This window comes from Flavobacterium sp. ZE23DGlu08 (assembly GCF_030505335.1).
GTDB classification, from domain to species: domain Bacteria; phylum Bacteroidota; class Bacteroidia; order Flavobacteriales; family Flavobacteriaceae; genus Flavobacterium; species Flavobacterium algoritolerans.
Genome location: NZ_CP130045.1, coordinates 1,096,842 through 1,122,597, shown reverse-complemented (window position 1 = coordinate 1,122,597; position 25,756 = coordinate 1,096,842). Strand labels below are relative to the sequence as shown.

The following is a 25,756-nucleotide window of genomic DNA, read 5'->3' as shown; positions in this document are numbered from 1 at the left end:
AAAAAAAGACCTTTAAAATGGACGATTATTATTCGGAAATGTTGAACTAATATAGCTCTTGAACTATTTTCAAGATGCTGTAAATAAACCTATAGAATTTTGAAATGAGAACTTTTTACAAAAACAATAACGGATTAATTGCCACTACAGAATGGACTCCAAACTGCTGGATAAATATTGAATGTCCTACCGAAGCAGAAAAAAAATATTTACTCGAAGACTTACAAATTCCCGAAGCATTTTATAATGATATTGAAGATATTGACGAAAGACCAAGGATAGAAATTGAAAATGGTTGGACTTTGATAATCATGCGAATTCCTGTGAAAAGTAATGATGTAAAATTACCTTTTCATACAATTCCTGTCGGAGTTGTTTTTAAAGGAGAAGTTTGTATGACTATCAGTTTTCATAAAACGGAAATGCTTACGGATTTCGTTACATATACAAAACGCAAGAATATCAACATTAAAGATAACTTCGATTTAGTGTTGAAGTTATTGCTTTCTTCCAGTGTTTGGTTTCTGAAATATTTAAAGCAAGTCAACCAAAAAATAAAATTAGCCGAGGACAATCTAGAAAAGTCAATTAAGAATGAAGAATTGCAGGCTTTACTACAAATAGAAAAATGTTTGGTATTCTTCATGACTTCCTTGAAAGGAAATGATATTTTGTTGCATCGAATCAAGAATATAAAATCTCAAAAAGAACATTTTGATCTGGATTTATTGGAAGATGTTGAAATTGAATTGCGTCAGGCACAAGAAACTACTAATATTTACAGCGACATCTTGACGGGAACTATGGATGCGTATGCTTCTGTGATTTCTAATAATATGAATACGATTATGAAGCAGATGACTTCAATCTCGATAATTCTGATGATTCCAACATTGATTGCCAGTTTGTATGGAATGAATGTCCCTAATGATTTAGAAGATAACCGCTATGGAATATGGATTGTCATTTCTGTATCCGTTTTGTTATCTGCTTTTGGTGTGTTTTTGTTCAAAAGAAAAAGATGGTTTTGATTTTTAATTAATAATAATCTTACTTTTTTCGGTTTTTGTTTTAATTAATTTTATATTTAAACAAATAATTAAATAGTATAAAAATGAAAATTTCAAACAGAGACGTACTAATGTTTTTCTTAGGATTTGCTACGCTTTTTATCATACTGACAATTTACGACTGGGATTCTACTATTGGTGAGATTCAAAGAGGTTGGGAAGCAGGCTCAAAATAGATTCTGAGCAAACGAATCTTTTACACCAATCTTTTCTTTTAAATAGAAAGGGAATTATTTTTAATAAATATTTATTAAAAATAATTCCCTTTCTATTTTGAAATCTAAAAATAATAAATAACTTTGTAATTCAAAGTACTTTATTTATGAGTCAAAAGCTTCAAGAAGATTTATCACATATTCGTTCCATGATGGAGCGCTCTTCAAGATTTATTTCGTTAAGTGGCCTTTCAGGAGTATTTGCCGGGTTATTTGCATTGGCTGGGTCAATTTATGCCTATCAGCTGTTTAAGTATAATGGCATTGAATATTTTGATGGTAAGCAAAAAAGCTACAGTTATGATTTAATAATCGAACTGGCATTCATTGCTTTGGCAATTTTGGTCTTAGCATTAGGATCGGGTATATTTTTTACTTTGAGAAAAAGTAAAAAGTTTGATTTACCGGTTTGGACTAACACTACTAAAAAAATGTTACTGAATCTAGCGATTCCTTTATTGGTTGGAGGCGTGTTTTGCATGGCACTTTTGTACCACCAGTTATTTGCTCTTATTGCTCCTGTCACTTTATTGTTTTATGGTTTAGCACTTATTAATGCTGGTAAATATACTTTTTCGGATATTAGATATTTAGGTGCATGTGAGATTATTTTAGGTTGTATTTCCCTTTTTTATCTTGGGTTTGGACTTGTTTTTTGGGCAATAGGATTTGGAATTTTGCATATCCTTTACGGAATAATTGTGTTCAAAAAATACAAATAGAAATGAGTATCATTGATAAATTAAATAAAGATTTCGAAAGTCGAGTCAGATTAGGCATTATGTCTGTTTTGATGGTTAACGATTGGATTGATTTTACTGAAATGAAATCTTTATTGAATATTACCGATGGTAATTTAGCAAGTCATTCTTCTGCATTGGAAAAATCAGGATATATAGAAGTAAAAAAGGAGTTTGTAGGTAAAAAACCAAAAACCTCGTATCGTGTTACCAATATGGGTAGAGCAGCTTTTGTTTCCCACTTAAATAGTCTAGAAAAATTAATCAAATCGAAATAACCCTTTTTTTTAACTTTATACTTTGAAATGCAAAGTACTTTTAAATTTTTTATTATGAAAAAACTACACTTTATTTTAGCCAGCAGTTTGGTTTTTACACTGCTTTTTTACAACGAAGATTTGGGTCTTAATTGGGCCATTTTCGGGATGTTGCAAACCGCCTTAATATGTTATTTCTTCCAAGAGAAATTTACCAGTAGGTTGCATTTGGTTTTAGTGGTTACATCGGTTCTGTCTTGTTTTGCGTTTGCCTGGTATGCTGATTTTCCATCCTTTTTAGCTATGGCTTTGTCGATTATCTTTTTACAATTCAAAACCCAGGAGCCAAAACTTAAATTGTTACAGGCTTTTCCTTTGGTGTTTATCAACGGAATCGCTTCGTTAGGTCGCATATTGATGTTCAGTCAATATCTTCCTAAGCGAAAAGTCAATAACGGTTTTGCTAAAAAACTGATTGCTTATTTTGTTATTCCAATCCTATTTCTTGGGTTGTTTTTAATCGTATATTCTTTTGGAAGCGATCATTTTTCGTCTTTGTTTACTGGTTATTATTTAGATCTTGATGCGTGGCAAGCATTTGTACTTACCGCTTTAGGATTTTTTATTTCGTTCACTTTCTGGAATTATTGGATTCCTGAGGTTTGTTATGAAAAGAATGATTTACTGGACAATGATTTTAAGGAAGAAGCCAAAACACAAAATCAAAATTCATTTTCATTTCTGGATATTGATTTTGAAAGAAGAAGTGGTGAGATTACGTTGTTTCTTTTAAATGCGTTGCTTTTGATTTTCATTGCAACTTATAATTACGAACAGTTTTTTGAAGTGGTCAAAAAATCTAAATTAAGTTCTGATACACATGAAAGAGTTACTGCCGTTATTCTTTCAATTATAATGGCAGTTGGTGTTATTTTATTCTATTTTAAAGGAGGATTTAATTTTGATGAAAAAGCAAAAAATCTTAAAAAATTAGCTAAGATTTGGATTCTTTTAAACGGAATTTTAATACTATGTGCCATCATCAAAAATTCAGAATACGTTTCGTTTTTCGGATTGACTTATAAAAGATTGGGTGTTTATGCATTCTTGATTCTAGCCATAATTGGATTGGTTATTTCTTTTATAAAAATCACCAAGCAAAAAACAAATGCTTTTCTTTTCAATCAAATGATTTGGTATTTCTACGGAACAATCTTACTATGCAGTTTTGTCAACTGGGGAAATCTGATTACCAATTATAATATTTCGGTAAACAAAGGTGTTGAACAACGTTTTCTGAGAAGTTTGAATTTTAATCATAAAGCCTATTATGATTATTTTAAACTCCATCCGGAAAATGTGGAAGATAAATATGATTATAAAGAAGGGCAAGTAGCGCGTGTTCAAAATGAGACAATTTTGTCGAGATCGCTCTATTTTGAGTTTTTGGAAACTAATAAATAAAAAAAAATCCCATCAGCTGCGGCGGATGGGATTTTTATATTTTTAATAATCGCCTCTTTTTTTAAATCTGGGATCATCTCTTTTTATGAATTCAGTCCTTCTTTTTGGCGCTTCCGTTTTGGGTAAACTCGCTTCTTCAGTTTTGCTTGAAGGTTCAATCAATTCGTTTAATTCTTTGATTTCAGCATCGGTCAAATCACGGTAACGTCCCACAGGAACATCAAGTGAAATATTTATAATTCGGATGCGTTTTAGAGCCGTAACATCATATCCTAAATATTCTGTCATTCTACGAATTTGACGGTTTAAACCTTGTGTCAAGATAATTTTGAAAGTGAATTTACTAATTTGTTCCACTTTACATTTTCTGGTAACGGTGTCCAAAATAGGAACTCCATTTCCCATTCTCTCGATAAAACGATCGGTGATAGGTTTGTTTACAGTTACCGTATATTCTTTTTCGTGATTGTTTCTCGCGCGTAATATTTTATTGACGATATCACCGTCATTAGTCATGAAAATCAAGCCTTCACTGGCTTTATCCAATCTTCCGATAGGGAAAATACGTTTGGGATAATTGATGTAATCCACAATATTATTACGAACATCAAGGTTTGTGGTACACTCGATTCCTACAGGTTTATAGAAAGCAAGATAAACTGGTTTCTCATTTTTCTCACGGATTAGTTTACCGTCAATACGCACTTCGTCATTTGGGGAAACTTTTGTGCCTAATTCGGGAACGACACCATTGATGGTCACACGACCTTCTTCAATGATTTTATCAGCTTCGCGACGGGAACAATACCCAGTTTCTCCTATGAATTTATTGAGGCGTTTTAAATTTTCTTCCATACTGCAAAAGTAGTACTAAATTGTTTAATCGTTTATGCGGTTATTTGTTTATTTGTAAAAACAGGAAATATGTAAAAAATTTCGCAGATGTTTTATTTAGTTATCCGATTCAAATAAAAAATCAGATACTTTTTGATACAATTCGGCGTCATGCATACTGTGTCCTAAGCCTTTGGTTTCAATAAAAACTGCATTTTCCCATGCTCCGGCAATTTTTTTTCCTTCTTCGAATAAAACTACCGTGTCGTCAATATCATGGGCAATTAGTCCTTTTATACTTATTTTAGAAGCAAATAATTTACCTGAAAATTGTTCCAGACTGAGTTTGAAATTATTTAGATAATGATCTTCTAAAGATTTTGAAATTTTAGCATTTAAACTCAATAACGTAATGTAATTGTTTAATATGATATTGAAATCACTAGGAGATCCTAGAATCACCATTTTTTTTAGGGAGTCATTTTGATAAACAGATTGGTAATACAAACAGGTTTTTCCGCCAATAGAATGACCGATAAGATATTGAGGTTTGAATTTTTCGACAGCAATATGAATAAATTCCGCATATTTAGGAATGCTAAATTCTTTTCCGCTGGATAATCCATGAGCAGGACCGTCAATTGCAATAATGGTACTTCCTGATTTTTTTAGATACGGAAGCAAGTTTCCCCATCGAGAAGCATTGCTTTCCCAGCCGTGAACTAAAAGTATTACGGTGTCATTCCCTTTCCAAGTATAAGTGTGAAAGGAATGTTCTCCATTGTGAAACGTTTCAGATTGTGCTTCTTGTAGAATTTCCGGAAGACTGGTTTTTGATAATTTGCCATCTCGAGGTTCACTAAAAAAGGCATACGCAAGTTGCGAAGCTTTTTTTGGAAATACAAAACTCAAAAGGTTAATGTATATCCCAATAGATTTAGTGAATATAAAAAATAATATTTTTTTCATAAAAAAAAGTCCCGATGTGTATCGGGACTTAAATGTAATTAGAATTTAGAAAACAACTGTTCCATTTTCTCTTTTTCTTCGTCAGCTAATACGCTGTCTACTAATATTCTTCCTGAATGTTCATCAGTAATGATTTTTTTTCTTGAAGCAATTTCTACTTGTGTCTGAGGGGGAATAGTAAAGAATGATCCTGCAGATGCACCTCTTTCAATAGAAACTACTGCTAAACCATTACGAACGCTAGTTCTGATTCTAGTGTAAGCAGCTAATAATCTTTCTTCGATTAGTCCTTGGTATTCAGCTGATTTTTCAGATAAGAATGCTTCTTCTTTAGCAGTTTCTGCCATGATAGCGTCTAATTCTGATTTTTTATGCTTCAAGTGATTAGATTTTGCTTCTAATCTTTCTTTTGAATTTGAAATTACTTCTTTCTTGTGTTCGATAGAAGCTTTCATTTCTTTAATTTGTTTTTCAGACAATTGAATTTCTAATTCTTGAAACTCAACTTCTTTAGTCAACGAATTAAATTCTCTGTTGTTACGAACCGTTTCTTGTTGTTTCGTATATTTTTTGATAGCCTCTTTGTGCTCATCAATTGCATTCTTTTTTACCTTGATAAGATCTTCGATAACTTCAAGTTCACTTTTCAATTTTTCTGAACGTGTGCTTAAACCAGCCACTTCATCTTCTAAATCTTCCACTTCTAAAGGAAGTTCTCCTCTTACGTTTCTGATTTCGTCAATTCTAGAGTCAATAAGTTGTAAATCGTAAATTGCTCTTAACTTGTCCTCAACACTTAATTCTTTCGTATTCGCCATATTCTATAAGTACTTAACTGGATTTGAATTTTCTTCTGATAAAATAACTGCAAAATTAAGGATTTTTTTCCGAAGATACTCAACAATATAATTTTTTGTATAGCGTTCGCTTTCAAAATGTCCAATATCAGCTAATAGTAGTTGATTTTCGGCTTCATAAAACTGATGATATTTTAAATCAGCAGTCAAATACGCATCTGCTCCAGCCTGAATCGCATTTTTTATTGCAAAACTTCCTGCTCCGCCAAGAACGGCTACTTTTTTTATTTCTTTTCCTGTGAAGTTAGAATGTCGAATGCCACCGCATTCCATTTTTTCTTTTGTAAAAAGGAGAAACTCTTTTTCACTCATGGGATTTTTTAATTCGCCAATCATTCCCAAACCAATATTTTGATGCTTGTTTTGCAACTCATAAACTTCATACGCCACTTCTTCATACGCGTGACTTTTGAATAATGCTTTTAGGATTTTGTTTTCCAAATGTTTTTCGAAAGTGACTTCGATTTTAATTTCGTCGCCTTGTACAAACTCAAATCGTTCTCCAACTTGTGGATTGCTATGTTCGTTTCCCATGTAGGTTCCAATTCCTTTCGAATTAAAACTGCAATTTTCATAATTTCCAATAGTTCCCGCTCCAGCATCAAATAATGCATTTCGCACCTCTTCTGCATTTTCAGGAATTGTATATGTCACTAATTTCCGAATGAAATTTTCCTTCGGAATCAGGATTTTAGTATTTATCAATCCTAATGCGTCACTGAATATTTTATTCACGCCTTCTTGATGATTGTCTAGAGCGGTGTGAACGGCATAAATGGCAATATCATTTTTTATGGCTTTAATTACGGCTCGCTCCACATAATTTTTTCCCGTTATTTTTTTTAAACCTGAAAATAATATGGGATGAAAACAAACCACCATATTGCAATTTTTTGCAATCGCTTCTTCAATTATATTTTCTAAAGCATCATGGCAAACCAGAATTCCAGTTGCTTCAGATTCTTGGTCTCCTACCAATAATCCCACATTGTCAAAATCTTCAGCATAGGCGAGTGGTGCCATTTCTTCGAGTACGGAAATTATTTCTTTGATTTTACTCATCGTTTAGTTTTTTAGTATTTGTGACCCTAGCCTAAAAGGCTAACGGATGCAATAATCTTCGATTTCATAACATCAGATTCTTGATTGTTTAATTCTGGAATTTCGAATAAACAAATTAACGAATAAACAAATCAACTTTAAAATAAAATATTCTACTTTCGTATAATGAATTTACTGCGAAAATTACTGTTTCCGTTTGCCATTTTGTATGGTTTGATAACGAGTATTCGGAATTTTCTTTTCGATAAAGGGATTTTAAAATCCTATTCTTTTGATTTACCCATTATTGCTGTTGGAAATCTTAGTGTTGGCGGAACCGGAAAAACACCACAAATTGAATATTTGATTCGCTTGCTTACGGATAAATATAAAATTGCTACGTTAAGTCGCGGGTATAAAAGGCAATCTAAAGGTTTTATTTTGGCGGAAGCCAGTTCAAATGCAGCCATTCTTGGCGATGAACCTTTTCAGTTCTATAAAAAATTTGCAACTATCCAAGTTGCAGTTGATGCCGATAGGAAAAATGGAATTGAACAATTGCTTTCGCAACAAGAAAAACCAGAAGTGATTCTGCTTGATGACGCTTTTCAACATCGAAAAGTAAAAGCGGGTTTTTATATTTTACTCACTTCTTACGGTGATTTGTATTCGGATGATTTTATGTTGCCAACCGGAAATTTGCGCGAAAGCCGAAGCGGAGCAAAAAGAGCGAACGTTATTATTGTAACCAAATGTCCTTTTAATCTTTCGCTCGAACAACAGTATGATATTAAGAACAGATTAAAAGTTTCTGAAGATCAGGAATTGTACTTTACTTTTATTGCATACGAAGATTTTATTTACGCAGAGAATAGGAAGATAAATGTAAATGAAATTCAATCGGCGGCTAAATTACTGGTGGCAGGAATTGCAAAACCGGAACCGTTTTTTGCCTATTTGCAAGATACCAATGATGTCTGTTTGTCTTTTCCGGACCATCATAATTTTACCGATAAAGACATTTTAGAAATTAAAAATTTAGCTCAAAATAACATTATTATCACTACCGAAAAAGATTATGTACGATTAAAAGGAAGTTTGCCAAGCGAACAACTTTTTTATTTACCAATACAAAGTTCTTTCGTTTCGGGAAGTGAAAATTTTGATAAAACAATTATAGATTATGTGGGAACAAGTACAAGAAACGGTAAGTCAGATTAAAGGAAAAATCAATTTTACACCAGAATATGGTGTGATTTTAGGTTCAGGTTTGGGGAGTTTTACAGATGAAATGAAAGTAGAGTATACGTTGCCTTATCATGAAATTCTAAACTTTCCTGTTTCGACAGTGCAAGGTCATAAAGGGGCATTGGTTTTTGGAACAATAGGAGATAAAAAAGTTGTTGCTATGCAAGGACAATTTCATTTCTATGAAGGATATTCTATGACTGAAGTTACTTTTCCGGTGCGAGTGATGAAATTTTTAGGAGTTGAGAAATTAATAGTTTCAAATGCTTCGGGTGGTGTAAATCCAAGTTACAAAGTGGGTTCTATTGTCATGATTACAGATCATATCAATATGACACCTGAACATCCTTTGCGTGGAAAAAATGACGAACGTTTTGGACCTCGTTTTGTAAATATGTGTGAACCGTATTCGAGAAAAATGATTACCAAAGCTACTGAACTGGCTAAAGTATTGAACATCGAAGTTCATGAAGGAATTTATCTGGGTTTACAAGGACCAACTTTTGAAACCTTGGCTGAATATAAAATGGTAAAAATTCTTGGTGCAGATTGTGTAGGAATGTCAACTGTTCCCGAAGTGATTGTGGCGCGACATATGGATTTGGAAACATTTGGTATTTCAGTAATTACTGATATGGGAAATGAAGAAAGTATTGGGACTATTTCACATGACGAAGTATTGGAAGCAGCGAAAAATGCAGAGCCAAAAGTAAGAAGTCTTATTAAAGAATTGATTTTAAACTATTAGAAATCTAAATATATTCAGCGATTACACTGTAAAATTCCTCAGGCACAAATGGTTTAGTGATTACTTCATTCATTCCGAACGATAAAAGCATTTCGCGGTTTTCATGTAATGAGATTGCAGTAAGCGCAATGATAGGAGTAACCTTGTCAAATGTTCGTATTGTTTCCGTTGCAATTGTTCCGTTTATGCCAGGTAAGTGAACATCCATAAGAACTAAATCGAATGTATTAGTTTTTAATAAATCGATTGCTTCCTCACCGTTGTCAATTATTTCGCAGATAATTCCTTTATTATCCAACATTTTCTGGGTAATCATTTGGTTGATTTTATTATCTTCAACCAATAGGATTTTCTTATTTACTAATTTAGCGGCATCGTATTTTATCATTGGTTTTTTCTCAATTTGAGATTCCTGTTGCGGACTTATTTGGAATTCTAAGTTAAATGAAAATGTAGAACCTTCGCCTACCACACTTTTAAGTTTGATATGTCCACCAAGGATTTTGATTAATTTTTTTACGATAGTCAATCCTAAACCGGTGCCACCATATTTGCGATTCACTTCTATGGAGCCTTGCGAAAAACTATCAAAAACACTACTTAATTTGTCTTCTGGTATTCCTATTCCTGTGTCGGTTATTTCAAAATACAAAGTAGCTTTTTTATCCTCTAATGTTTCAAGATGGGTGATAACGGTAACGTTTCCATTTTTTGTGAACTTTAGGGCATTGTTGATCAAGTTCATTATTATCTGTGATAATTTTGTTGGATCACCAATTAAATAATCCGGAATAGCAGCATCAACTTCAAGTTTAAAATCGTTGTTGTTCACCACAGCCAATTCTTTCAAAGAATGTTTGATGTCTTCCAATAATTTTTTCAGATTAAAACTGGTGTATTCAATTTCTGATTTGTGAGAATCAATTTTATTAATTTCTAAAATTTCATTGATGAATTTTGTCAAATAATCTCCTGAAAATTTTAAGGAAGATAAGTAGTCCAATTGATTTTTCTTTGGGTTTTCTTCCAATAATAAGTGAGTGATACCGTTGATGGCATTCAATGGAGTTCGAAGTTCATGGCTTACAGTTGATAGAAATTCAGATCTCGCTTTGGATGCTTTTTCTGCTTTGTCTTTAGCAATTTCTAATTCTTTATTTTTTTCTTGCAACAATAAATTAGACTGATTTCTAATGATGTTATTTTTGTACAAGGATAGACTTAATAAAGATAAAATTGAAATTAAGGCAATGGCGAAAATACTGATTAGTTTAGAAAATTTATTGGCCTTTTCCTGCTCCTTATTTTCATAATTGGCTTGTGCAATTTCTTTTAATTTTTCTGTTTCTTTGAACTTTTGGTAATCATCTATACCAAGTCTTTCGTTGTTCAGAATTGTTATATTTTCTTTTAAATTGAGATGTTGTTTTAAATAGAAATAGGCGTTATTTTTATCTAACGTTTTTTCATAAACATCACTCAAGGCAAGCAAAATATTTGATTTCTGTTCTAGATTTTCAGATTTACTGTTTAATTCTAATGCTTTATTCAGATAGTTTAAAGCTAAGTTGTTCCTATTTCTAATGGCTTCAATTTTTCCTATTTGATAAGTGGCTTCTGCTTTAGTGTTTGTCAAAGCTGCATTGTCAGGCTTTGCAATTATAAATTTAAAAGAAGATAATGCTAAATCTATTTTATTCTTTGATTTGTAAATGAGCCCTTTTTGAAGGTTAAATAATTCAGCAGTATCAGGAACTCGTAATTTATCATTGATAGATTTTGCTCTCTCAAAATATATTGAAGCTCTGTCATAATTTTGCTTTTGCATGTAGCACAAACCAATATGATAGTAGGTTGCAGAACGCTCTAAACTGGGTTCAAAATTCGAAAATAATGCAGCACTTTTCAGTAACGTTTCTATTGCATCATCGTATTTTTTTAAATCAAAATAAATTTTTCCAAGATTAAAAGTTTGCTGCGCTTGGTCTTTAATATTCTTGTTTTTTTCAGCGTAATCTATTGCTTTTTGAGTATGCAATAACGCCTCTTTATAATTATTTGTCTGAATATTGGAATTGCTTAAACTGCTGTAATATGCTGTGCTGTCTGTTTCCTCATTGGGTTGAGAATACAATGAAGAGTAAAAAAAAACAATAAAAGCAAAAAAATACTTCATTTACAACTGAATTTTTTCTTGGGGTTATTTTATTTTTTTGTTAAAAGAATTAAATCAATAATCCTGGACAAATAACCTATTTCATTATCATACCACCCAACAACTTTTACCATTTTATCAATAACAGAAGTTAGTTGTGCATCAAATATACATGAATTTTTATTGCCAATCACATCAACAGAAACAATTGGGTCTTCAGTATAATCCAATATCCCTTTTAAATTTGTTTGTGCCGCAATTTTGAACGCGTTGTTAATCTCATTTATAGTCACCGCTCGTTTTACATTGAAAGTAATATCAGTCAAAGAACCATCAGGAACGGGTACTCGTATACCGCAACCGCCAATTTTACCTTCAAACTCAGGAAAAATTTTTGTCAATGCTTTTGCCGCTCCAGTTGTTGTGGGTACGATGGACTGACTTGCCCCGCGAGCGCGACGTAAATCTTTATGAGGTTGATCGTGCAAACTTTGGTCTGTCGTGTAGGAATGTATGGTAGTGATGTACGCTTGTTCTATACCGCAAAGCTCATTGATCACTTTAATCATCGGTGCTGCATTATTCGTGGTACAACTGGCATTCGAAATGATAGTTTCAGTGCCGTCAAGAATAAAATCATTTACACCGAGCACTACCGTTTTTATAGTGTCTACTTCCGAAGGTGCAGAAAGAATCACTTTTTTGGCGCCAGAAATAATATGGGAATTCAGTTCTTCAAAAGTTTTGTATTTACCGGTAGATTCAACTACGTAATCAATATCTAAACTTTTCCAATCCAGGTTTGAAATGCTTTTTTCATGGAAAAACAAAAAATGATTTCCATCGACCAGAATTCCTTTTTCATCATCGCTGACTGCGAATGGTAACACACCGTGAATACTGTCGTATTTTACTAAATGCGCCATTGTCTTTTTATCGGCAATATCATTTATGGCAACAACTTCTATAGAAGTATGGTTTAAAAGTAATCGGAATAAATTCCTGCCGATTCTTCCAAAACCATTTATGGCAATTCTTGTTTTCAAATGGATTCGTTTATTCGTTTATTCGTTTATTTGGTTAACCGATTAAACAAATAAACGAATAAACTATTTATAAAATATGTTTTTGTGCTTTGTAAGATGAACGAACTAACGGCCCGCTTTCTACATGGCGGAAACCTAATTCCAAACCAAATTGCTCGTATTTTGCAAATTGTTCTGGTGTTATAAATTCTTTTACCGGTAAGTGTTTTTTACTCGGTTGCAAGTATTGGCCTATCGTTACAATATCAACATTGGCTTCACGCAAATCTCGCATCGTTTGATAAACTTCCTCTTCTTGTTCGCCAAGGCCCAACATAATTCCAGACTTTGTTCTGTTGATTCCTTTTTCTTTCAAGTAGCGCAACACTTCCAGACTTCGGTCGTATTTGGCCTGAATGCGCACTTCACGTGTCAATCTGCGAACCGTTTCCACATTATGAGAAACCACTTCAGGATTCGCTTCTACGATTCTATCAATATTTCTTTCGATACCTTGAAAATCAGGAATCAGAGTTTCCAGTGTTGTGTTTGGGTTCATTCTTCGGATAGCTTTCACGGTTTCAATCCAAATAATGGAGCCTCCATCTTTCAAGTCATCTCTGTCAACGCTGGTGATTACGGCATGTTTAATATTCATGATTTTGATAGAACGCGCCACTTTTTCAGGTTCATCCCAGTCCACCGTTTCTGGTCTTCCGGTTTTTACACCACAAAAACCACAAGAACGCGTACATACATTTCCTAAAATCATAAATGTAGCCGTTCCTTCGCCCCAGCATTCACCCATATTTGGGCAGCTTCCCGAAGTACAAATCGTGTTCAAACTATATTTATCAACTAAGCCGCGAAGCTCTGTATATTTTTGGCCTATTGGGAGTTTTACCTTCAACCATTTCGGTTTCCCCACAGGTAAAGTATTTTCTAAAACAGTTTCCATATATCAATTTTCAGAGCACAAAGATAAGGAATGTAGTTTATTTGTGGATTCCTTTATTTGTTTATTTGAAGAAAGAGAAATGGATGTTTTAGGAGTATACTATTTGCTTGTTTTTAGGAAATAGTCTTCCTGCTTTTCGTTATATTCACACTAATCGCTGCGTTTCTCGCAATGAGCATGTGATACCGCTGCAAGTGTAATTCACTAAACTCCTAAATTAAATAAAGGTTTTGTGAAGTAATCAGGGCTACATTAGAATTTTTGTTGTTTTGGAAAAAATGTAAAAAAAAATAAAAAGGTATTAAAAAGAAAAGCTTCAAAATTAATTGAAGCTTTTCTTTTTATATTTAATTCATCTGTACCGTAATGGGAAGGTTATAGGCAGTTCGTACTGCTTTTCCATCAATCATTCCAGGTGACCATTTTGTTTTCAAGGATTTCAACACACGAACGGCTTCTTTTCCCAAGCCATAACCAGGATCTCTTTTTACCTGAATGTCAGTCATGCTTCCGTCTCTTTCAATTACAAAAGAAACATATACCCGAATCGAACCGCTACCGTCTATTTCTTGTTTTTCAAAATTATTACCCACATAAGTATAGAACTTATTAATTCCACCTGGGAACTCAGGAAGTTTATCCAAAGCAACGCTGTTTACAATAGTATTTCCCAAATCAACGGGCGTTACGCTTTCAGTTCCAGTTCCCGAGGAAGAAGTTGGGTTTATACCAATAGTTCCAGTTCCTTCAGTGCTTGTATTTGTTACGCTAGTATTGTCGGTGTTTTTTGCAATGTCCTGATTTGCTTGTGAAGCCTGAACAATTACAGGATTAACAAGTTTTTCGCTTGTAACTGGGACTTCAACAGCTTTAGTTTTTATCTCAGGAAGAGTCTTTTTTTCTTCAAGCTGATTCGGAATTATGTCAGTAAGTTGGACAACAGTATTCGTAAGTTCAGGAATACCCATCGTGATTCCTTTATTGGGATTCAGATAGGAAATGATTACGGGAATACTTAAAGCCCCCGATAAAAATAATACACCCATAAAAAGTGCCGTTAATGATGTTTTAGTACTTTCCTGACGTAATTGATACGCTCCATATTCTTTGTTTCGGTCTTGGAAAACAAGGTTAATCCAACCGGTCTCGTAAATGCTTAGTTTTGACATAATTTATGGATTTAGTGGTTAAGTAGTAATTAAATCATAAGCATAGGTGTTTTATTTTTATAACGTGTAAAATAAGAATTTTAGTATATAAATTTAATAATTATTTTTGATTTATTTAGTTTTATGTTTATTTATTTAACGAGAACGTTGATTGATTTATCTGGTTAATCCTTAAAATTGGGTTAATTCATAAAAAAAGCGCATCCAAATCAATGAATGCGCTTTGTTCTTGTATTAAATAATTCTGTTAGTAGGATTTAAAAAGCATATTTAAATCCAATTTGTATTTGAAATGGATTTCCTTATGCTGGTGTGCATAAAACATATAATGATTGACTTCTAAGGGATTTGTTATGTAGTTTAAAATAAAGCTACCTTTTATTCTGAATGATTTCTGCCAGAAGTTTTTTGGCGCGAAGCAATTTAATCTTAACATTGCTCAAAGGTTCATCAATTTTATTGGCAATTTCCTGGTAACTCATTTCCTGAAAATAGCGCAACTGAATCACTTCTTGATAATGTGGTTTCAATTCTTTGATGAATTGCAATAACTGAGAAAGATTTTGCTCGGTAATCAATTCATCTTCTGCTGATGGAGTAGTGTCAGCAATATTGTAGGCTTGCTGATCTTGTTCATCGGTAATTTCGACAAAAAGACTTGATTTTTTTTTTCGTAATAAATCGATGTGTACGTTTTTTGCAATAGCAATAAGCCAAGTATTAAACTGGAATTCCGAGTTGTATGTGGCTATTTTATCGAACGCTTTAGAGAATGTTTCAATGGTAATGTCCTCGGCATTAGTTTCATTTTCGGTGCGTTTGAGCATAAAACCATACACTTCATTCCAATAATAATCCAATAGAAAAGTGAAGGCAACCTGATCACCTTGTTTTGCTTTTTCTATTTGTTTGTTTATTTCCAATGTACCGGTTTTGAGAATATATTAGTTATAAAGATATTGATTTGTGTTAAGATAAGTACTATTTCAACGATAGGAAACCAGAATTTAATATCATTTTCTTTAAGTTTACCTGCCGAAAATCCTACCACAATCCATGCCACAAGATAACGTAACGCGATTAAGCTTAAAACTAATATCCATTGAAACTGGAAGGCTAACAATATGATTGGTAATATAATAAATAGTAATTGTGAACAATAGAATGCTCCTAACTGTAATTTGTCAAGAGGTTTGTAATAATTTGCCGTAGCAATATGCCTTCTTTTTTGGGTCAACCAGTCTTTGTAGGTGGTTTTTGGTTTAGAAAGTGTAAAACTTTCCGCTGTGTAGGCAATAGTTGTGTTTTTAGCTTTTGCGGCTTGGTTTATAAATAAATCATCATCACCAGAACGAATCTGCATGTGTTCGATGAATCCATTTACATTGAAAAATTCCTCTTTTTTATAGGCTAAATTTCTACCCACGCCCATATAAGGATGTCCAATTTTTGCCCATGAAAAATATTGAATAGCCGTCAATAAAGTTTCAAAACGAATTATTTTATTCAGCAATGAATTAGGAATTTTTTCATACTTACCATAACCCAAAACAATTGTCTTTTGCATGGTAAATTGAGAGCTCATTGCTGTTATCCATTCTTTTGAAGTTGGATAACAATCAGCATCTGTGAATAATAAATACTCTTTTTTGGCGGCTTTTATTCCTAGAGTCAATGCGTATTTTTTGTTTCCCCAAAAGGCTTCGTTGTTCTCCACTTTTACCAGACGAACATTAGGATATTGCTTTTCAAAACCTTCAAAAACATCCAAAGTAGCGTCACTTGAAGCATCGTCAATCAGAACAATTTCGAAATCAGGATAGTTTTGTTCCGCAAGCAGAGGAATAAAATTAGCTACATTTTCTTCTTCATTTTTGGCGCAGACAATCACCGAAATCGGGATTCTTTTTGGGGTTGTTTTCTGCGCTTTGGCGAAAGCAAATTTTCCAAAAACACCTAGATAGTACGAAATTTGAACAACAACAATAAAAATAAAAAAGTAAAGAATTAGTATAAGCATCTGAGTTTAATGAGTTTTTAAATCGAGTGCAAAGGTATGAATAGAATTGTGAATTGTTAAATACAATCTGTGAATTTCGAAAGAATTTATATTGGACATTTCTTCATCTCATTCGCAATAGCGACGGACTGATTTGTGTTCGCTTTTTCTAACTCAGAAATGATGTTTTGATAATTTTTTCCGTCCCTGTTTTGAGATAATTTTTTCGTAGCTTGGATTTCAGTGATTTCAATTTCAAATGCTACAATGCCACGAGTTTGCATCATGGTTTTCTTAGATAAATCTTCTACGCGAGCTGGGTTTTCAGAATTTTGTTCGTACTTATCAACTAGCTTTTTTAAGGATTCGATGACGGCTTCTCCTTCGATAGTTTTGATTTTTCCATACACATGAACGGCAATGTAGTTCCATGTTGGTACATTTTCATGATCGTACCAAGAGGAAGAAATATAATTGTGAGGTCCTGAAAATACTGCTAAAATTTGGTCATTGTCTATGAAGCCATTCCATTGTGGGTTTTCTTTGGAAATGTGCCCGTATAAAACATCCTTGCCTTCTTTATTAGTGTCCAGTTCCAAAGGAATATGTGTGGCGCATAATTTCCCATTGGTTTGATTGATTAAAATACCAAAGCTATTCTCTTGAAGAAATTTTTTGATCTCTTCTTGATTTTCGTTTTTGTAGATTTCTGGAGTGTACATCTTTAATTTAAAAATTAGGATTTAGGAGTTTTGAAATACTATTTTGTTGTTGACAATCTGAAATTAATATGTAATTCCGATTTTTTTTAAACTGAAAACTGCGACTGAACACTGTCAGCTAAAATCTAAATCACATTCACTTCGGCTTCAATATGAATGCCAAACCTTTTAAAAATAGTCTCCTGAATATCCTTAGAAACATTCAAAATTTCCTGTCCTGTAGCATTGCCATAATTCACTAAAACCAAAGCTTGATTTTTATGGATTCCGGCATCACCAAAACGTTTTCCTTTGAAACCGGCTTGTTCAATTAGCCAACCTGCAGGAACTTTTACTTCGGTTTCTGAAATATCGAAATATTTCATTTCAGGAAATTGCTGATGAATTTTCTCAAAATCCGATTTCAATAAAATTGGATTTTTAAAGAAGCTACCGCTATTTCCCAATTCTTTTGGGTCGGGTAACTTGCTTTGTCGAATGGCAATTACAGCATTGCTTACGTCCTTCAAAGTAGGATTTGTGATGTTGTTTTTGGCTAATTCTGATGAAATATCTCCGTAAGAAGTATTGATTTTATGATTCGTTTTTGTCAGTTTAAAAACAACGGATGTAATAATATATTGATTTTTAACTTCATTTTTAAAAACGCTTTCTCGGTATCCAAAATGACATTCATCCTTTGTGAACGTTTTCATTTCCTGATTTTCTATCGTCATTGCTTCACAGGAAACAAAAGTGTCTTTAATTTCCGTACCATAAGCTCCAATGTTTTGGACTGGCGTAGTTCCAACGTTTCCAGGAATCAGTGACATGTTTTCCAAGCCACCAAAATTTTGGTCGATGGTCCAAAGCACAAATTCATGCCAGCTTTCACCAGCCTGACTTTCGACCCAGACAAAATCATCATTTTCTTCAATGATTTTTTTGCCTTTCAAATCGATGTGAATAACAAGGGCATCAATATCTTTTGTCAAAAGCATATTGCTTCCGCCGCCTAAAATAAATTTTTTCTGTGATTTATTTTCTTGTAAAATAGTTTTTAAATCCGGCACAGAATGAACGGCAACAAACTGTTTTGCTTTGGCTTCAATGCCAAAAGTATTGTATTTTTTTAAAGAGAAATTAGGTACTATTTCCATAAAAGAAAGTGCTTTTTGAATTGTTTTATTCCGCACCAAAAGTAACGATTAAAATTTAGTTGCATACGTTTTCATCCAGATATGCATCATAAACAATGGCATAATGTATGGAGTCATCGTAGCTTCCCCTTTTTGTAAATTCTGAACAAGTTTTTGAATGTTTATGTGTTCAAAATAAGGTATTTGAAATAAATCACTTTTCGAGAAAGATTCTAATTCGTCTTTAAAAGCGGGACTTTTTGTAATGTAATCTCCCCAAGGTGCGCTTAAACCTACTTTTCTGAATTTTAGAATTTCATCTGGCAAACGTTCTTCCATTGCTTTTTTTAGAATGAATTTCCATTTTTTTCCTGTAAAAAGCCATTTGTCTTCTAATGATCCTAATCCAACAATTAATCTCGGGTCCAAAAAGGGTTCCCTGCATTCTATGGATGCGCCCATTGTACAGCGGTCATTCCTGTCCAGAAGCGAACATAAATAGGTGTGTTGGTCAAAATAAAGTGCTTGTCGGCGTAAATTATCAGGATACAATGACTTTGCTTCTTTATAGATTTTTTTTCTGTATTCGTTGTTTGGAGGTGTGTTAATTCCAAAAGTCTCCGCAATATCATTTGGAAAAATATTGGAGCCATTATAGATTACTAAATCAGATTTTTTATTGATTTGGGCGTAACGTGTTAATTTTTCGTACCGTGGTTGTTTTGTAAAAACATCCAGATTCCCAATGGAAGCGATGGAATTCAATAAAGATGGATATTGTAAGGCTTTGTAGCGCACATAACCACCCATCAACTCATCGGCGCCTTCACCGGAAAGTAACACTTTGACGGAAGGTTTTGCCATTTGTGAAACCGCTAAAAGGTGCGGTTCGCTTAAATGCATGATTGGTTCATCCTGAAAATAAGTAGCATTTATTAATTGGTCATAAAGATTTTTATCCTCTAATTGCATGGTTTGAAACCCATAATCGAACTTCTCTGCCATCATTTTAGCTAGATGTGCTTCGTTATGTTCTTTCTCTTTAAAACCAATATTAAAAGTTTGTATGTCTTTGTAATTTTGGTGGTGTAACGAAGCCAAAATTGAGGAAGAATCCAGGCCGCCACTTAGCATAACGCCCACAGGAACGTCACTTACCATTCGCATTTTTATAGAATCATCAAACGTTTCTCGAAACCATTCTACCGGATTTTTTATTTCGGGTTGGTTTTGAATTTCGGTTTTTAAACTCCACCAGTTATTGTTAGTGGTTTTTCCGCCTTCATGAATGGTCATGATGTGTCCGGGTAAAACTTTTTTTACGTTTTGATACAAGGTGTTTTCACCAGCAACAAATCGGTTAAAAATATATTCTTCCAGCCCGTCTTGTGCCATTTTGAGAGGAACTCCAGCTGTGAAAAGTGCTTTTTGCTCGGATGCGAAATAAAAAGTTTCGTTATAAAAAGAATAATATAACGGTTTAACACCCATTCTGTCACGAACAACAGTTAGTTTTTTCTCTAATTTATCCCAAATAGCAAACGCAAACATACCGTTGAGGCGGTTGAGCATTTTTAAACCATGTAATTGAAATAATTTCATCAAAACCTCAGTGTCCGAAGTGGTTCTGATGTCAAATCCATTGCTTTTTAACTCGGGATAAAATTCTCTGAAATTGTAGATTTCGCCATTATAAACTAGTACATATCTTCCGTCTTCTGATAGGAAAGGTTGGTGTCCGGCAAGTGAAACATCTAGAATTGAAAGTCTTCGGTGTCCTAAGCCAATATTATTTTCTATAAACAATCCTTTATCATCAGGGCCTCGATGTTCCAGCGAATCACGCATTTTTACAAGAACGCGTTCGTCAATTTTTTTTTGTGATTGTAAGTGCAACATTCCATTAATTCCACACATAGTTAATTGGGGCTATTTGTGTTAATTAATTCGTGGTATTTATTGGCAATAATTTTCATATTTATGTTGTAATCTGCATTCTTTTCTAAAAATATTCTATTTTTTAAAACGGCTTCGTTTCGATGTTTATTGTTTTCAAATGCCCAGATTAATTCATCTGCCAGCATTTTGTAATCATCAACGGTAACTAATTGTCCGTTTTCGCGGTGCTTAATCCAACTCTGATTTCCTGCAATATCTGTTACAATTGGATAACAATTCGTAGCCATAGCTTCAAATAATGACGCCGAAACACCTTCAGTTATTGGCATACTAATGTAAATATTAGATTGTTGCAATAATTTTGGTAATTCAGTATTTGGGATTCTTCCGGTAAAGTTGACTTTGTCTTCAATACCTAAATCTTTTGCTAAATCTTTTAATTTCGAAAGTTGGGATCCGTCCCCTATAATGGTAAGTACGAAATCTATTCCCTTTTGGTTTAAAATTGCAAACGATTTTAAAATAATAGCATGACGGTATTCCGGTAATAAAGAACGAGTGACTATGGCACAAATTTTTTCTGGATTGGCCTTGTTTTGATTCCCAAATTTAGTCAGATCAATTCCTTTTGGTAAAACCAAAACTTTATTCATATCTACATTGGCTTCCAGCATAGAAATAGTCATCACGGGTCCCCAAGCATGAATTAAATCTGCTTTTTTGAAAGCGTAATTCTGAATGAGTCTTTTTAAGGGTAATGAAATTGATTTTTCAGGCCATAAATCGGTTTTGCCTTGTTGTGCAATTGCAACAGGTTTTACACCGGATAATGCAGCAAGAAAACCATAACTGGTGGTTCTTTCCGCAATTACCATATCCGGTTGTTGGGTTTTTATTATTTTCTTGATTTTAAAAATAGCCAATTCGAATTCGAAAATCCTTAAAATTCGGTTATGAATACAATTGCTGGGTGTTTTTAATTCCCAAGTAATGATTTCAAAATTACCAAATTCCTTCAGACCGTTCATCCAAGTGATGGCATCGGCTCTGTAGGATTCTCCCAGAAAAAGTATTTTCTTTTTTTTCATCAGTGAAAATTATAATTACTCAGAAGTTAAAGCTCGATTTATAAAATCGTTCAATGGTTTAAGCGCAATCAATTTTTTACTCATTGTAGCAACAAAATCCTTTTTTGTTACTTCGGAGATATCAATTCTTTGAGAACATTCGAAACTTTTCAATTTTAAAAATTCAATAGCAGGATGTTCTTTTTCGTATCCTCGTGGCGGATTCTTTAGCGTATCCTTTTCATTTCTATCAAAATCTTTAAATTCCCTTTTGAAATCTTTTTCGTTAAGAATAGCTTCTAAATCATCATGGAAATAGGCAATTTCTTTACGCATTTTTTTCAAATCTGGCGCTTCGGGGCAATACAATCCACCGGCAATAAAACTGGCTCCTTTTTCTAAATGAAGGTAATAACCAGAGCGATTCATGCCTTTTGCTCCCGAAGAAAGCCAAACGCCTAAATGCGATTTATAAGGAGTTTTATCCTTAGAAAATCGAATGTCACGATTGATTCTAAAAGTGCAATTTTTTACTTCCAACATTTCCAGCGATGGATCGAGCGGTTTCATGGTATCTAGAAAATCCCCAACTAATTGTTGGTAATCTTTCTTGACTGCTTCGTAGCGTTTTTTATTTTCCAAAAACCAATCTCTATTATTGTTGGCTTTTAAATCATCCAGAAATTGTAGTGTATCTTTTGAAAGCATCTTGTAGCTATTGTAGTTGTTTTTTTAAATCGTCCTCACTTATAAAACCAGAATGTTTCCATTTTACTGCTGCCTTGTCATACAATAATAAAGTAGGAAGTTCGCTGATTTTCATTTGAGAAATTAAGGTTTTATTTTTATCGGCATCCAATCGAATGATAGTCACTTTGTCTGCTAAATCTTTTTGCATTTGCAAAACATAAGGAGTCATTTTTTTGCAGGGAGCACACCATTCAGCATAAAAATTAATCAATACTTTTTTATCTGAATTTAATAATTTGTTGTATTCCGGAACGGATAGACCTATAATTGTAGCACTTGGTTTTGAAAGACCGGCAGCATCCCATTTTAACATTCCTCCGTCTAGTTGATAAATAGTTTTAAAACCTAATTCATTTAGTTTTTCAGCCGCTTTCTGACTTCTCCCGCCACTTTTGCAATACACAAAAACGGGTTGTGATTTGTCCAGTTTTTCTACATTGGCAACAAAAGTAGTTCCAAGCCAATTTATATTTTTAGCATTGTCAATATGGTCAGAAGTGAATTCTTCAGGAGTTCGTACATCCAAAATTTGTGGATTTTGAGTTGTAGCTATCTTTTCGGCAAAAGCTTTTGAACCAATAGTTTTGATTTCTTTAGAATTTTGCCCGTTGCAGGATAAAACAACAAAGCATATTATTGCCAAGAATATTGAATGAAATTTCATTGTAATCGAGTTTAAAATTGAATACGCTAAAATAGGTAATTTTTCAATTTTCGAACCGTATAAATTACTAAATAAAAGTTATAAGTTGAAAATTTTATACGTCTGATGTGTCGATTTTACAATAGCTTCAGTACGTTCCGGATGTGTATCTGAAATAAAAAGTTGACCAAAAGTATCACTGTTTACCATTTCTATGATTTTGGAAACGCGACTTTCGTCTAATTTATCAAAGATATCATCAAAAAGTAAAATGGGTTTCACACCGCTTTGCTTTTTTAGAAACTCAAATTGAGCTAGTTTTAAAGCGATTAGAAATGATTTTTGCTGTCCTTGAGAGCCAAATTTCTTAATTGGATGTTGGTCTATTTCAAATGCTAAATCGTCTTTGTGAATTCCTACACTTGTATAATGTAAAGCTCTGTCTTTGTTGATGTTTTCCTGTAACAAAGTCAATAAGTCTTTTTCGAATAAATGACTTTCATATACCAGTTGAACCGTTTCTTGTGAACCGGTTATGGCTTGATGATGTGTGTTGAAAATAGGAATGAACTCACTTATAAATTCTTTTCTTTTTTTAAAAATATAATCTCCAAAACCATTAAGTTGCTCATTATATATAGAGAGTGTATCATTGTCAAAAACATGGTTCAATGCAAAATATTTTAACAAAGCATTACGCTGACTCATTACTTTTTGATATTGAATGAGTTGTTGTAAATAATGGGAATCCAGTTGCGAAATCACGCTGTCCATAAATTTTCTTCTGGTTTCGCTGCCTTCTACAATTAAGTCCCTGTCGGCAGGAGAAATGATTACCAAAGGAATAAAACCAATGTGATCTGAGAATTTGTCGTAGGCTTTTCCGTTGCGTTTCAATATCTTTTTTTGCCCTTTTTTTAGGCTGCAAAGAATTTGTTCATTTCTTTCGTTTTTTTCAAATTCAGCATCAATCACAAAGAATTCTTCTCCGTGTTTAATATTCTGAACCGCTAATGGATTGAAATAGCTTTTTCCGTACGATAAATGGTAGATTGCATCAAGCACATTTGTCTTTCCAATACCATTCTTGCCTACAAAACAATTTATTTTGCTGTCAAAATCGAAATTTGCTTCCGAAAAATTCTTATAATTGAATAATGAAATCTTTTTTAAATACATCTGTAAGGCTTGCTGGTATTGAGAACTTTGATGTTTTTAAACGGGTTTTTCAAAGTGGGTGCAAATTATTGAAAAATATCGATAAAAATGGCTTTTAGATTTGAATAAAAATTTTATTTTTGCGACTCACTAAATTAAAAATAAATGGCTACTTACAGTAAAAGAGGATATAAAGCACCAAAAGAAAAAGAAGTAAATGACGCGGTTGAAGCAGTACAAATTGATGAAAAAGACAGCACAACAGCTGGTGTTTTTTCAACATTAGACGAAACAGCTTCAAAAACTGAGGATTGGGTAGCTAAAAACCAAAAAGTTATTATTGGTTTAGTTGCCGCTGCCGCTATTTTTACAATTGGTTATTTAGGATACCAAAGATTCGTTGCTGCACCACAACAAGAGGAAGCAGCAAATGAAATGTTTGTAGCACAACAAAATTTTCAAAAAGCAACTGATGGAGTAGCAAGTGACTCATTATATAAATTGTCTTTGAATGGTTCTGAAGGTAAATTTGGATTCTTGAAAATTGCTGATGAATATTCTGGAACTGATGCAGGAAATTTAGCTAATTATTATGCTGGAATTGCGTATTTGAACACAGGAAAATATACTGAGGCGATTGATTATTTAAGTAAATTTAAATCAGATGATATTGTTTTAGGAGCTTTGGCAAAAGGAGCAATTGGAGATGCTTATTCTCAAAAGAACCAACCGAAAGAAGCTTTAGAAAATTACATAAAAGCTGCTGAATCAAATAAAAATGATTTCACTACGCCACGTTTCTTATTGAAAGCCGGAAAAACAGCTTTGGCTTTAGGAAATAAAGCAGATGCTTTGAAATATTTTACAGATATTAAAGACAATTTTGAAGGAACTCCAGAGGCTGCTTCAGTTGACGTTTTGATAGGATTAGCACAATAGTAAAAAATGATATAAGATTGGTGATTTAAGATTGTGGAATTTTGATTTCAAAATGCTATCTTTAATATCTGAAATCAAAATTTTAAAATCAAAATTCTAAAATCAAATGGCTACCGTAAATAAAAACTTATCCGAGTACGATAAAAATTCAATCCCAAACGCGAAAGATTTTCGCTTTGGGATTGTTGTTTCAGAATGGAATGATGCTATAACTGAAGGACTTTATAGAGGTGCTATTGAAGCCCTTTTAGAAAACCAAGTTCCAGCTCAGCATATTATTCGCTGGAATGTTCCTGGAAGCTTTGAACTTATATATGGTTCAAAGAAAATGTTGCAAACACAAAATGTTGATGCTGTCATTGCTATTGGATGTGTAATTCAAGGGCAAACTAAACATTTTGATTTTGTGTGTGAAGGAGTAACTCAAGGAATTAAAGACCTGAATGTTCAAACGGATATTCCGGTTATTTTTTGTGTTTTGACTGATAATACCATGCAACAATCTATTGATAGAAGTGGAGGAATTCACGGTAACAAAGGTACTGAAGCAGCTATTGCGGCTATCAAAATGGCCTATATTCGTCAACAGGCTTCGTTGTCACATCAAATCGATAACCAACATTTATTGTCTGCCGGAGCTATTCAATTAGAAGAAGGGACACCTTTAGAGTTGAAGGAATAAATAATAAAAACACTAATTATTAAACCTAT

The 25,756-nt window shown here is 33.3% G+C and carries 25 protein-coding genes; 8 read left to right on the top strand and 17 right to left on the bottom strand.

Going from position 1 to position 25,756, the window contains the following annotated elements:
• Nucleotides 1-104 precede the first annotated feature (104 nt).
• The 4 genes from Q1W72_RS04905 (at nucleotide 105) to Q1W72_RS04890 (ending at nucleotide 3,746) form a co-directional block, all read left to right on the top strand.
• Complete coding sequence (locus Q1W72_RS04905; RefSeq protein WP_099713303.1) at nucleotides 105-1,031, top strand: magnesium transporter CorA family protein; 927 nt, start codon at nucleotides 105-107, stop codon at nucleotides 1,029-1,031.
• A 361-nt stretch (nucleotides 1,032-1,392) separates the two neighbouring features.
• A complete protein-coding gene (locus Q1W72_RS04900) occupies nucleotides 1,393-2,007 on the top strand; it encodes a hypothetical protein (RefSeq protein ID WP_099713302.1) in 615 nt (204 codons plus the stop codon).
• A 2-nt stretch (nucleotides 2,008-2,009) separates the two neighbouring features.
• Nucleotides 2,010-2,303, top strand: a complete 294-nt coding sequence (locus Q1W72_RS04895; RefSeq protein WP_099713301.1) for a transcriptional regulator — start codon at nucleotides 2,010-2,012, stop codon at nucleotides 2,301-2,303.
• 54 nt (nucleotides 2,304-2,357) lie between these two features.
• Nucleotides 2,358-3,746, top strand: coding sequence for a DUF4153 domain-containing protein (locus tag Q1W72_RS04890; protein ID WP_302137514.1), 1,389 nt, complete (start codon nucleotides 2,358-2,360; stop codon nucleotides 3,744-3,746).
• 42 nt (nucleotides 3,747-3,788) lie between these two features.
• On the opposite strand, the gene rluF is transcribed toward Q1W72_RS04890, so the two are convergent.
• From rluF to Q1W72_RS04870, 4 genes are all read right to left on the bottom strand, one after another.
• Complete coding sequence (gene rluF / locus Q1W72_RS04885; RefSeq protein WP_099713300.1) at nucleotides 3,789-4,601, bottom strand: 23S rRNA pseudouridine(2604) synthase RluF; 813 nt, start codon at nucleotides 4,599-4,601, stop codon at nucleotides 3,789-3,791.
• A gap of 96 nt (nucleotides 4,602-4,697) precedes the next feature.
• Nucleotides 4,698-5,549 (bottom strand): alpha/beta fold hydrolase, encoded by an 852-nt coding sequence (locus tag Q1W72_RS04880; RefSeq protein WP_302137513.1) that lies wholly within the window; start codon nucleotides 5,547-5,549, stop codon nucleotides 4,698-4,700.
• Nucleotides 5,550-5,587: 38 nt separating this feature from the next.
• Nucleotides 5,588-6,367: a zinc ribbon domain-containing protein gene (locus tag Q1W72_RS04875; RefSeq protein ID WP_099713298.1), complete on the bottom strand. Its 780-nt coding sequence runs from the start codon at nucleotides 6,365-6,367 to the stop codon at nucleotides 5,588-5,590.
• Nucleotides 6,368-6,370: 3 nt separating this feature from the next.
• Entirely contained in the window at nucleotides 6,371-7,468 is a 1,098-nt protein-coding gene (locus tag Q1W72_RS04870; RefSeq protein ID WP_302137512.1) for a Nif3-like dinuclear metal center hexameric protein, read from the bottom strand.
• Between the two features lie 165 nt (nucleotides 7,469-7,633).
• Here Q1W72_RS04870 and lpxK point away from each other — a divergent pair, with 165 nt between their 5' ends.
• Both lpxK and Q1W72_RS04860 read left to right on the top strand, forming a co-directional pair.
• Nucleotides 7,634-8,668: a tetraacyldisaccharide 4'-kinase gene (gene lpxK / locus Q1W72_RS04865; protein WP_099713296.1), complete on the top strand. Its 1,035-nt coding sequence runs from the start codon at nucleotides 7,634-7,636 to the stop codon at nucleotides 8,666-8,668.
• Entirely contained in the window at nucleotides 8,631-9,443 is an 813-nt protein-coding gene (locus Q1W72_RS04860; RefSeq protein WP_302137511.1) for a purine-nucleoside phosphorylase, read from the top strand. Before lpxK ends, Q1W72_RS04860 begins: the two co-directional genes overlap by 38 nt.
• A gap of 4 nt (nucleotides 9,444-9,447) precedes the next feature.
• On the opposite strand, the gene Q1W72_RS04855 is transcribed toward Q1W72_RS04860, so the two are convergent.
• The 13 genes from Q1W72_RS04855 to Q1W72_RS04795 all read right to left on the bottom strand — a co-directional run bounded on the left by Q1W72_RS04855 (nucleotide 9,448) and on the right by Q1W72_RS04795 (nucleotide 24,127).
• Nucleotides 9,448-11,619, bottom strand: a complete 2,172-nt coding sequence (locus tag Q1W72_RS04855; protein ID WP_302137510.1) for an ATP-binding protein — start codon at nucleotides 11,617-11,619, stop codon at nucleotides 9,448-9,450.
• A gap of 29 nt (nucleotides 11,620-11,648) precedes the next feature.
• Nucleotides 11,649-12,644: a type I glyceraldehyde-3-phosphate dehydrogenase gene (gene gap, locus Q1W72_RS04850; protein WP_302137509.1), complete on the bottom strand. Its 996-nt coding sequence runs from the start codon at nucleotides 12,642-12,644 to the stop codon at nucleotides 11,649-11,651.
• Nucleotides 12,645-12,711: 67 nt separating this feature from the next.
• Nucleotides 12,712-13,581, bottom strand: coding sequence for a lipoyl synthase (gene lipA / locus Q1W72_RS04845; RefSeq protein WP_091171698.1), 870 nt, complete (start codon nucleotides 13,579-13,581; stop codon nucleotides 12,712-12,714).
• 347 nt (nucleotides 13,582-13,928) lie between these two features.
• A complete protein-coding gene (locus tag Q1W72_RS04840) occupies nucleotides 13,929-14,750 on the bottom strand; it encodes an energy transducer TonB (protein WP_302137508.1) in 822 nt (273 codons plus the stop codon).
• A 371-nt stretch (nucleotides 14,751-15,121) separates the two neighbouring features.
• Nucleotides 15,122-15,673, bottom strand: a complete 552-nt coding sequence (locus tag Q1W72_RS04835; protein ID WP_121341089.1) for an RNA polymerase sigma factor — start codon at nucleotides 15,671-15,673, stop codon at nucleotides 15,122-15,124.
• Nucleotides 15,664-16,770 carry a glycosyltransferase gene (locus Q1W72_RS04830; protein WP_302137507.1) on the bottom strand — a complete coding sequence of 369 codons (1,107 nt, stop codon included), beginning with the start codon at nucleotides 16,768-16,770 and terminating at the stop codon, nucleotides 15,664-15,666. Before Q1W72_RS04830 ends, Q1W72_RS04835 begins: the two co-directional genes overlap by 10 nt.
• Before the next feature lie 86 nt (nucleotides 16,771-16,856).
• On the bottom strand, nucleotides 16,857-17,471 hold the full coding sequence (locus Q1W72_RS04825; protein WP_302137506.1) for an FMN-binding negative transcriptional regulator: 615 nt from the start codon (nucleotides 17,469-17,471) through the stop codon (nucleotides 16,857-16,859).
• Between the two features lie 125 nt (nucleotides 17,472-17,596).
• Nucleotides 17,597-18,610 (bottom strand): UDP-N-acetylmuramate dehydrogenase, encoded by a 1,014-nt coding sequence (murB, locus tag Q1W72_RS04820; protein WP_302137505.1) that lies wholly within the window; start codon nucleotides 18,608-18,610, stop codon nucleotides 17,597-17,599.
• Nucleotides 18,611-18,658: 48 nt separating this feature from the next.
• Nucleotides 18,659-20,506, bottom strand: a complete 1,848-nt coding sequence (gene asnB / locus Q1W72_RS04815) for an asparagine synthase (glutamine-hydrolyzing) (RefSeq protein WP_302137504.1) — start codon at nucleotides 20,504-20,506, stop codon at nucleotides 18,659-18,661.
• Between the two features lie 2 nt (nucleotides 20,507-20,508).
• Nucleotides 20,509-21,576: a glycosyltransferase gene (locus tag Q1W72_RS04810; protein ID WP_302137503.1), complete on the bottom strand. Its 1,068-nt coding sequence runs from the start codon at nucleotides 21,574-21,576 to the stop codon at nucleotides 20,509-20,511.
• Nucleotides 21,577-21,591: 15 nt separating this feature from the next.
• Nucleotides 21,592-22,263, bottom strand: a complete 672-nt coding sequence (locus Q1W72_RS04805; protein WP_282711526.1) for a DUF2461 domain-containing protein — start codon at nucleotides 22,261-22,263, stop codon at nucleotides 21,592-21,594.
• A gap of 7 nt (nucleotides 22,264-22,270) precedes the next feature.
• Nucleotides 22,271-22,969: a thioredoxin domain-containing protein gene (locus Q1W72_RS04800; RefSeq protein WP_302137502.1), complete on the bottom strand. Its 699-nt coding sequence runs from the start codon at nucleotides 22,967-22,969 to the stop codon at nucleotides 22,271-22,273.
• Nucleotides 22,970-23,047: 78 nt separating this feature from the next.
• Nucleotides 23,048-24,127 (bottom strand): DNA replication/repair protein RecF, encoded by a 1,080-nt coding sequence (locus tag Q1W72_RS04795; RefSeq protein ID WP_121341099.1) that lies wholly within the window; start codon nucleotides 24,125-24,127, stop codon nucleotides 23,048-23,050.
• 144 nt (nucleotides 24,128-24,271) lie between these two features.
• Here Q1W72_RS04795 and Q1W72_RS04790 point away from each other — a divergent pair, with 144 nt between their 5' ends.
• Both Q1W72_RS04790 and ribH read left to right on the top strand, forming a co-directional pair.
• Nucleotides 24,272-25,045, top strand: coding sequence for a tetratricopeptide repeat protein (locus Q1W72_RS04790; RefSeq protein ID WP_121341101.1), 774 nt, complete (start codon nucleotides 24,272-24,274; stop codon nucleotides 25,043-25,045).
• A 106-nt stretch (nucleotides 25,046-25,151) separates the two neighbouring features.
• Nucleotides 25,152-25,727, top strand: coding sequence for a 6,7-dimethyl-8-ribityllumazine synthase (ribH, locus tag Q1W72_RS04785; RefSeq protein WP_099713280.1), 576 nt, complete (start codon nucleotides 25,152-25,154; stop codon nucleotides 25,725-25,727).
• The last annotated feature ends 29 nt before the right edge of the window (nucleotides 25,728-25,756 follow it).